The sequence below is a fragment of the Helcococcus bovis genome (assembly GCF_046035835.1).
In the GTDB taxonomy this organism is placed as follows: domain Bacteria; phylum Bacillota; class Clostridia; order Tissierellales; family Peptoniphilaceae; genus Helcococcus; species Helcococcus bovis.
In genome coordinates this window covers 149,103-158,040 of record NZ_JBFNGB010000001.1, presented here as the reverse complement: position 1 = coordinate 158,040, position 8,938 = coordinate 149,103, and the positions used below count along the sequence as shown (strand labels likewise).

The window sequence follows — 8,938 nt, the reverse complement described above, 5'->3', positions numbered from 1 at the left end:
GTTAAAAAATCATCTCATAAAAGATATAATAAAAATATATTATAATTTCAAAGGAGAAAACATGAATGTTTTAGTTTACCTAGGATCAAAGTTAGGAAATAAAGAAATTTTTAAGGATGCTGCTATTGAAGTTGCTGATTGGATTTCAAATAAAGGATATGGTCTTGTGTATGGTGGAAATGAAAATGGATTGATGGGCATTTTGGCGAGTAGGGTATTATCTAATGAATGTAAAGTTATTGGGGTTATGCCAAAATTTCTGAAGGAAATTGAGATGGTTAAAACTGATTTATCAGAATTTATTGAAACAGATACAATGCAGGAAAGAAAAGATCTTATGAGAGAATTATCAGATGTTTGCATTGCTATTCCCGGTGGACCAGGAACCATGGAAGAAATTACAGAAGCATATTCATTGCATTTGGTAGGACAAAACTCTAATGCATGCATTTTATTTAATAAAAATGGGTATTATAATGATTTAAAAAATATGTATGACAATATGGTTGTAAATGGATTTTTAACTAAAGAAGATAGAAGTAAATTACTATTTTCTGAAGATTTTAATGAAATAGATAGATTTATAAAAAAGGTATTAAATAATGATTAGATTAGCGAAAATAGATGATTTTAATAGTATTTTAGATGTGTATAAAATTGCTAGAACTTTGATGAAAGAAACAGGAAATCCAAATCAATGGGGAGATAATAGACCTACAGAAGAAGCTGTTTTGGAAGATATAAAGGCTTCAAAAATGTATGTTATAGAAGAAAATACTGAAATTTTAGGAGTGTTTTCGTTGCAAGATGTTGACTATGACTATGTAAATATTGATGGTAAATGGTTAAATGATGAAAAATACATTGTTATTCATAAAGTGGCTTCATCCGGCAATAAAAAAGGAATATTTTCAGAAATTATTAACTATGTTTATAGTAAAACGAAGAATATAAGAATTGATACGCATGAAGATAATAAAGTAATGCAAAAATTATTAGTTGATAATGGTTTTACATATTGTGGTGTGGTTTTTATAGAGGGAAAATTAAAAAGAAGAGCATATCATTTGGTAATAAAAAAATAATAGCTTTTATATTTATTTATTACAAACTAAAAAATATACAAAAAGTGACCGTAATCACATTTAAAATGCAAAATTTGTGACCGTTATCACAAATGTTCGTTAATAATATACTTATTGGAAAAACTGTAAAATATGAGTTATAATAATAAATGAAGCAATATGCTATAAAAAATTGAAGGGAGATTTTAATGGGTAAATATTCAGATAAGCTAACTAAAGAACAAAAATTAGAAATGCTTAAATTAATGGAAGTTTGTAGACATTTTGATTTACAATTATCAAAATTGTTCGCAAGAGGTTTAGTTGCTGGTATGACACATTATTCAGTAGGGGAAGAAGCTGCTAATGTTGGTGGAATCTATGCAATGAGAAAAGAAGACTTAATGTATTCAAATCACAGAGGTCACGGTCAAACTATAACAAAAGGTATCGACATTAACAGAATGATGGCTGAAATCTTGGGAAGAGAACCAGGATATTGTAAAGGTCGTGGTGGTTCAATGCACGTGTTTAACTTAGAAGTAAATAACATGGGATGTAATGGTATTGTAGGTGGTGGACACGGTATAAGTATCGGAGCTGCATTTGTACAAAAACAAAAGAAAACAGGTAATGTAGTTGTTTCATGTATGGGTGATGGAGCAACAAATGAAGGTTCATTCCACGAAACATTAAACATGGCTTCAATTTGGGATTTACCAGTTGTTTACTATGTAATAAATAATAAATATGGTATTTCAATGGATATTCATGATGCTATGAATGTTGAGCATATTACAGATAGAGCTTCAGCTTATGGTGTGAAAGCAATTCACGTTGAAGATGGTAATGATGTTTTAGCGGTTTATGATGCTATGAATGAAGCTATTGAACATGCAAGATCAGGTAAAGGACCAGTTTTGATGGAAGTTGAAACATATAGATGGTTTGGTCATTCAGCAAGTGATGCTGGGGCATATAGATCAAGAGAAGAAATAAATTCATGGAAAGAAAGAGATCCAATCGAAGCTTATAGAAAAGTTTTATTAGATACAAAAGTAGCTAATATAGATGAATTAGATAAAATTAGAGATGAAGCAATTAAAGAAGTTGATGAAGCAGTAGCATTTGCTAAAAATGCACCATTCCCTCAAGAAAATGTTGCTTTTGAAGATAATTTAGCAGAATAGTAATAGAGATTATAGATTTATATTAAGCAGAGAAAAGGAGAAAAATATGGGCGAAAAGAAAGTGATGCAATTTCGTGAAGCAATAAAACATGCTATGGTAGACGAAATGCGTTTAAATGAAGATGTATTTTTAATTGGTGAAGATGTAGGTATTTTTGGTGGTGACTTTGGTACAACAGTAGGAATGATTGAAGAATTTGGACCACAAAGAGTTATTGATACACCAATTTCAGAAGCTGCAATCAGTGGATTAGCTACAGGAGCTGCTTCAGTAGGTATGAGACCAATCGTTGATATGACATTTATGGATTTTATCACAATTGCTATGGATTCAATTGTTAACCAAGCTGCACCTATGAGATATATGTTAGGTGGAGAAGTACAAGTTCCGGTTGTATTTAGATGTGCTAATGGTGCAGGTACAGGTGCTTCATCACAACACAGCAAAACATTAGAATCATGGTTTACACATATTCCTGGATTAAAAGTTGTTGCTCCATCAAATCCAAATGACGCATATGGATTATTAAGAGCGGCGATTAGAGATAATAACCCAGTTATTTACTTAGAACCAAAATCACACTTTGGTATGAAGGGTGAAGTTGATGCAAGTGATGATAATATTGCAGAAATAGGAAAAGGTAAAATTGTTAGAGAAGGTAAAGATGTAACAATTGTATCTTGGGGTAAAGCATTTGTATTATGTGAAAAGGCTGTTGAAGAATTAGCTAAAGAAGGTGTTGATGTAGAATTAGTAGATATTATGACATTAATTCCTTTAGATGAAAAAATTATTTTTGATTCTGTAAAGAAAACAGGAAAATTAGTTGTTGTACATGATTCATTCAAAACAAGTGGTTTTGGTGGAGAAATTGTTGCAAGAGTAGTTGAAAGTGAAGCATTTGATTTCTTAGATGCTCCAATTAAACGTGTTGCAAGTGCAGATACACATGTTCCATCAGCTCCAAACTTAGAAAAAGCAGTTCAACCAAGTGTTGAAAAAGTTAAAGAGGCAGTATTACAAGTTGTAAATAATAAATAAAAGGAGAAGCTATGTCAGATAAAAAATTTAGAGCTACTCCAGCCGCAAGAAAATATGCTAAAGAACACGGTATTGACTTGTCACAAGTTAAAGGTACTGGAGCAAAAGGTCGTGTACATTTAGACGATGTAATAGAATTTAAACTACATGGAAGAATTAAGATTTCTCCATTAGCATTAAAGATTGCAGAAGTTGAAGGCCTAAATGTTCAAGTAATTACAGGTACAGGACCAAAAGGTAAGATCATGAAGGAAGATGTTTTATCACTTCTTCATGGTGAAGATAAGAAAGAAGAAAAAGCTGTAGCATCAAAACCAGAAGCAAAACCAGTTGAAAAAGAAGAAAATCCAGATTATGAAGTAGTTAAGATTTCTCCAGTTAAGAAGGTTGTTGGTAAGAGAATGAGAGAATCTGTAGATATTTCACCAACATATATGGTAAGTGTTTCTGTTGATATGACAAACTTATTAGCATTTAGAAAACAAACAGTGGATATGGTTGTTGATAGAGTTGGACAAAAACCTTCCGTTACAGACTATATTTCATTAGCTACAGTCAAAACATTGCAAAAACATCCATATGTAAATTCATCAGTTAGTGAAGATGGACAAAATATTTTATTACACAAACATGTAAGCTTAGCTATAGCTGTGGGTACAGATGAAGGTCTTTACGTACCAGTTATAAAAAATGCTGATGAAATGAGTTTTACAGAATTAGTTGTTGAAAGTAAGAGAGTAATTAAAGCTACATTAGACAAAAAATTAAAACCAGCAGAAATGCAAGGTTCAACATTTACAATATCTAACTTAGGTATGTATGGTGTTGATAACTTTACATCAATAATTAATCAACCAAATACAGCTATTTTGAGTGTTAGTGCAACAATTCAAAAACCGGTTGTGATAAATGGTGAAATTGTAATTAGACCTATGATGAATGTATCCTTAAATGCGGACCATAGAGTAATCGATGGTTTGGAAGGTGCTAAATTCATGCAAACATTGAAGAATAATTTAGAAAATCCAGTTGGATTATTAATTTAATTAGGAGGATAAAATATGGCATATGAAGTTATCATGCCCAAAGCCGGCTCAGAAATGGAAGAGGGCGAAATCGTACAATGGCTTAAAAATGAAGGTGATAAAGTAGAAGTTGGAGAACCTTTATTAGAAATCGTTACAGATAAAGTAAATATGGAAGTAGAAGCAGAAGATGCTGGTACATTATTAAAAATATTACACAAAGCAGGAGAGGTAGTACCTGTTGTAACTACAATTGCTTGGATTGGTGAACCAGGGGAAGAAATTCCAGTAGCTGGTGGATCAGCACCTGCAGCAGATTCAGCTCAAGTTGAAGAAGTAGTAGAAAAAACAAAAGAAGATGTTATGCCTGCATCAGTAGCGAAAGCAACAGAAGAAGTAGCACCTAAGAGAGAAAGAAAAGGTGAATATGATGTTGTTGTTATTGGTGGTGGTCCTGCTGGTTATGTAGCTGCTATTAAAGCTGCACAATTAGGTGGTAAAGTTGCCGTTGTTGAAAATAGCGTAGTTGGTGGTACTTGCTTAAACAGAGGATGTATCCCAACAAAAGCATACTTACACAATGCAGAAATTATTCATAGCATTAAAGAAGCTGAAAGTAGAGGTATTAAGTTAGTTAACGATGCATTCTCAGTAGATATGGCTAAAACTGTTGCTGTTAAGAATGGTGTTGTTAAAAAACTTACAGGTGGTATTGCTGGATTATTCAAATCATACGGAATCAAGTTATTCAATGGTTTAGGAACAATTACTAAAGATAAGAAAGTTTTAGTGAATGGTGGTGAACACGTAATTGACGCTGATAAGATTATTATGGCTGGTGGTTCAAACGTAAGAATGTTAAACTTACCAGGCTTAGACAGCAAGAGAGTATTAACATCTGATACTATCTTGGATTTAGAAGAATTACCAAACAGATTAGTTGTTGTTGGTGGTGGTGTAATAGGGGCTGAAATTGGACAAGCATTTGCATCATTTGGATCAAAAGTTACAATAGTTCAAGGTTCAGACAGAATCTTAAACGTTTTAGATAAAGATTTATCTGATGTTGTTGCAAAGAGATTCCAAAAAGATGGAATTGAAATCATCACAGGAGCAAGATTTGCTGGTGTTGAAGAAAAAGGAAATGAAATTAAAGTTAAATTAGAAGGAAAAGATGATATCGTAGCTGATTACTTACTATTGTCAGTAGGTCGTGTACCTAACTTAAGTGGTTTAGGTGAAATCGAACTAAAACAAGAAAGAGGAAGATTAGTAGTTAACGAATATATGGAAACATCTGATCCAGATATCTATGCACCAGGGGACGTAAATGGTGAATTGATGTTAGCTCATGCTGCATTTAAGATGGGTGAAAGAGCTGCTGAAAACGCAATGGGACACCGTAAGAAAGTAAGCTTGAAGTCAATTCCTTCAGCAGTATATACATTCCCAGAAGTTGCAACAGTTGGTTTAACAGAAGAAGATGCTAAGAAGAAATATGATATTAAAGTAGGTAAATTCTCATTTGCGGGTAATGGTAGAGCATTAGGTGCAAACAAAGCTGAAGGATTTATCAAAGTAATCATGGATACAAAATACCATGAAATTTTAGGTGTACACATTGTAGGACCAAGTGCAGCAGAAATTATTAACGAAGCTGTAACAATCATCGAAACAGAAATGACTGTAGATGATGTATTGGAAGCAATGCATGGACACCCAACATATTCAGAAGCTTTATATGAAGCATTTGCTGATTGTTTAGATATTAGTATCCATTTACCAAAAAAGAAAAAGTAATTTTAATGTGGAAGAAGTGAAAAAGAATGATATATTTAGAAGCAAAAGGTAATGATCCAGCATATAATACAGCATTAGAGTTATTTGCATTTAATGAACTTGCAAAAAAAGATAATGTGTTTATGTTATGGATAAACCAACCATGTATTGTTGTTGGTAAAAATCAAAATACTAGAGAAGAAATTGATCAACATTATTGTGATGAACATGATATAAAGATTGTTAGAAGAATTAGTGGTGGTGGAGCTGTCTACCACGACTATAACAATCTAAATTATACAATTATATCAAATGAAGATAATGAAGCAGATTTTAACTTTAAGTCATTGAGCCAACCTGTTATTGATACTCTTGCAGAAATGGGAGTGAAAGCTGAATTTACAGGAAGAAATGATTTGCAAATAGGAGATCAAAAATTCTGTGGTAATGCTCAATACATTAAAGGGAAAAGAATAATGCATCATGGATGTATTATGTTCGATGTAGACTTATCAGTTCTTACAAAGGCTTTAACAGTTTCAAAAGATAAGTATGAGTCAAAAGGTAAGAAATCAGTAAGAGCTAGAGTTACAAATATTAAGCCACATTTGGAAGATCAAACTTTAACAGTTAAAGATTTTATGAATACTTTGAGAAACTTTATGGATAAGAAGTATCATATGGAAGAATATATTTTATCTGAAGAAGATGAAAAGAAAGTTTTAGCTATTAAATCTGAAAAAAATGATTCATGGGATTGGGTTTATGGAAAAAATCCTGAATTTACAGTTCAAAGAAAGAGAAAGTTACCTACTGGTAAGGTAGAAGCTAATATTAATGTAATTAATAATGTTATAGAAAATGTTAAATTCTATGGAGACTTCTTTGGGGTTAAAGATGTTGCAGAATTAGCTCAAAAATTAAAAGGAATTAAATACGACAGAGAATCAGTTGAAAAAGTTATAAATAGTGTAAACATTAAAGAATACTTTATGGGAGTAACTAATGAAGAAGCTATTGATGTTTTAGTTGACTAATATATTAAATTGTTAAGATTTAAGGGTTCTTTGTTAAATACCTATAGGGAACAAGTAGTGTTGGTAAAGAATTAAAGTAACATATTGAGAGAATTAGAGAGTAAAATTTCTAATTCTCTTTTTAATTTCTTATTTACTTTACCTCTTTATTTTCAAAATTATAATATGTATTTTATTTTGTTATATCATTATAACTTCATATTAAAAGTATTATTATTACACATATTTTTAAAATCACCATTTTTATTATAAATTACAAATGATATTAAATACTTATTTTTAGCCTTCTTCCTTATATAAAATTTATAAAAAATCCATTATATTAACTATAATTTTAAAAATATTAAAATGCTAGTTAACGTTTACAAAATTTTTACACAACTATAATAGCAAAAATTAAGAAAAAATAAAATTTTATTTCAAATTTGTTATTTTTCTAATCTATTAATCTAAATATTTTAATAGTTCTCTTATTAAATAAAGCGACCCACACCATAATATCAAATCGTCTTCGCTTGCCAAAGACTTAGTGTATTGAAATGCTTCAAAATTATTTGATATAACTTTTATATTAATTTCATACTCTTTTATGATTTCATTTAATTCTGTTTCAGAATAATTTCTGCCCGGATAATCCACTGTTGTAACGATAAGTTCATCTGATATTTTTGATAAAGCTGATAAAGCATAAGATATATCTTTATCTTTTAACATACTAAATCCTACTATAAGTCTATTAAATTTTAAGCATTTAATTGTATCTATCAAACTAATGATTGATTCTTTATTATGTGCTCCATCAAATATAATTTTAGGATTTTTAGATACTACTTCCAAGCGTCCGGTATTTCTAGCTAAATATATCCCATCATATATATCTTTTTCTGAAATCTCATAATTATTTTTCAGATAATCTATAACCGTTAATGCTAATGCCGCATTGTATACCTGATGTTTGCCAATAAGACACGACTTCATATTTTTATAAGTTCTAAAATTAAACACATTCTCAACTTCAGATATTTTAAGTATATCAATTTCAGAAATTGAGAATGTATTAAACTCACAATTTAATTTAATGGCTTTTTGTTCAAAAATTTTGTGTACAGTATCAATTTGAGGATACATAAACACAGGACAATTATTTTTTATTATACCTGCTTTATTTTCTGCTATATCTTCTATTGTATTACCTAAAACATTTTGATGATCTTTTGAAATTGTCACAATAACTGATGCAATAGGCTTTTTTATTATATTAGTTGAATCAAGTTTTCCTCCAAGCCCAACTTCAACTACTGCAAAATCAACGTTTTGATCATAAAAATATTTATACATAATAGATGTTATAATTTCAAAATATGTTATAAACTTTCCATTTTTTTCCATAGCATCGATGATTAAGATTAGTTTATTTATATATTCTATAAATAACTTTTCAGACATTTGAACCCCATTTATTTTAAATGAATCTGTTATATCATTCATATATGGGGAAGTAAATAAACCACATTTATATTTTCTAGATAATACTGATGCTATAAAATTGGATGTAGACCCTTTTCCATTTGTTCCTGCTATATGTATTACTTTAATTTTATCTTGAGGATTATCTAATTTATCTAACAAATATTTTATATTGTCCAAGTTAAATTTCCCTTTTGATCCTCCTTTTAAATACAACCAATCTAAGCAACTATTTATATCATAAAATTTTTGCATTGTTCCCCCTTGTAATTTTAAATTGATTTTATATAATTTATTATATCAGAATTTTTAAAATATTTACGGAACACATATT

8 protein-coding genes are annotated in these 8,938 nt (G+C 30.2%); 7 read left to right on the top strand and 1 reads right to left on the bottom strand.

Going from position 1 to position 8,938, the window contains the following annotated elements; genetic code table 11:
- The 7 genes from ABGF48_RS00700 to ABGF48_RS00670 all read left to right on the top strand — a co-directional run.
- A partial coding sequence (locus ABGF48_RS00700) for an LOG family protein (protein WP_408104440.1) occupies positions 1-610 on the top strand: 610 nt, incomplete at its 5' end.
- Positions 603-1,085, top strand: coding sequence for a hypothetical protein (locus ABGF48_RS00695; RefSeq protein WP_408104439.1), 483 nt, complete (start codon positions 603-605; stop codon positions 1,083-1,085). The genes ABGF48_RS00700 and ABGF48_RS00695, both read left to right, overlap by 8 nt.
- Positions 1,086-1,273: 188 nt before the next feature.
- The gene (locus ABGF48_RS00690) at positions 1,274-2,254 is read left to right on the top strand and encodes a thiamine pyrophosphate-dependent dehydrogenase E1 component subunit alpha (protein WP_408104438.1); all 981 of its coding nucleotides are present in this window, start codon (positions 1,274-1,276) and stop codon (positions 2,252-2,254) included.
- Between the two features lie 46 nt (positions 2,255-2,300).
- A complete protein-coding gene (locus ABGF48_RS00685) occupies positions 2,301-3,296 on the top strand; it encodes an alpha-ketoacid dehydrogenase subunit beta (protein ID WP_408104437.1) in 996 nt (331 codons plus the stop codon).
- Positions 3,297-3,307: 11 nt separating this feature from the next.
- Entirely contained in the window at positions 3,308-4,342 is a 1,035-nt protein-coding gene (locus tag ABGF48_RS00680) for a dihydrolipoamide acetyltransferase (RefSeq protein ID WP_408104436.1), read from the top strand.
- 15 nt (positions 4,343-4,357) lie between these two features.
- The gene (gene lpdA, locus ABGF48_RS00675) at positions 4,358-6,121 is read left to right on the top strand and encodes a dihydrolipoyl dehydrogenase (RefSeq protein ID WP_408104435.1); all 1,764 of its coding nucleotides are present in this window, start codon (positions 4,358-4,360) and stop codon (positions 6,119-6,121) included.
- 26 nt (positions 6,122-6,147) lie between these two features.
- Positions 6,148-7,137 (top strand): lipoate--protein ligase, encoded by a 990-nt coding sequence (locus ABGF48_RS00670; RefSeq protein WP_408104434.1) that lies wholly within the window; start codon positions 6,148-6,150, stop codon positions 7,135-7,137.
- Between the two features lie 444 nt (positions 7,138-7,581).
- On the opposite strand, the gene ABGF48_RS00665 is transcribed toward ABGF48_RS00670, so the two are convergent.
- Positions 7,582-8,859 carry a bifunctional folylpolyglutamate synthase/dihydrofolate synthase gene (locus tag ABGF48_RS00665; protein WP_408104433.1) on the bottom strand — a complete coding sequence of 426 codons (1,278 nt, stop codon included), beginning with the start codon at positions 8,857-8,859 and terminating at the stop codon, positions 7,582-7,584.
- Between the last annotated feature and the right edge of the window lie 79 nt (positions 8,860-8,938).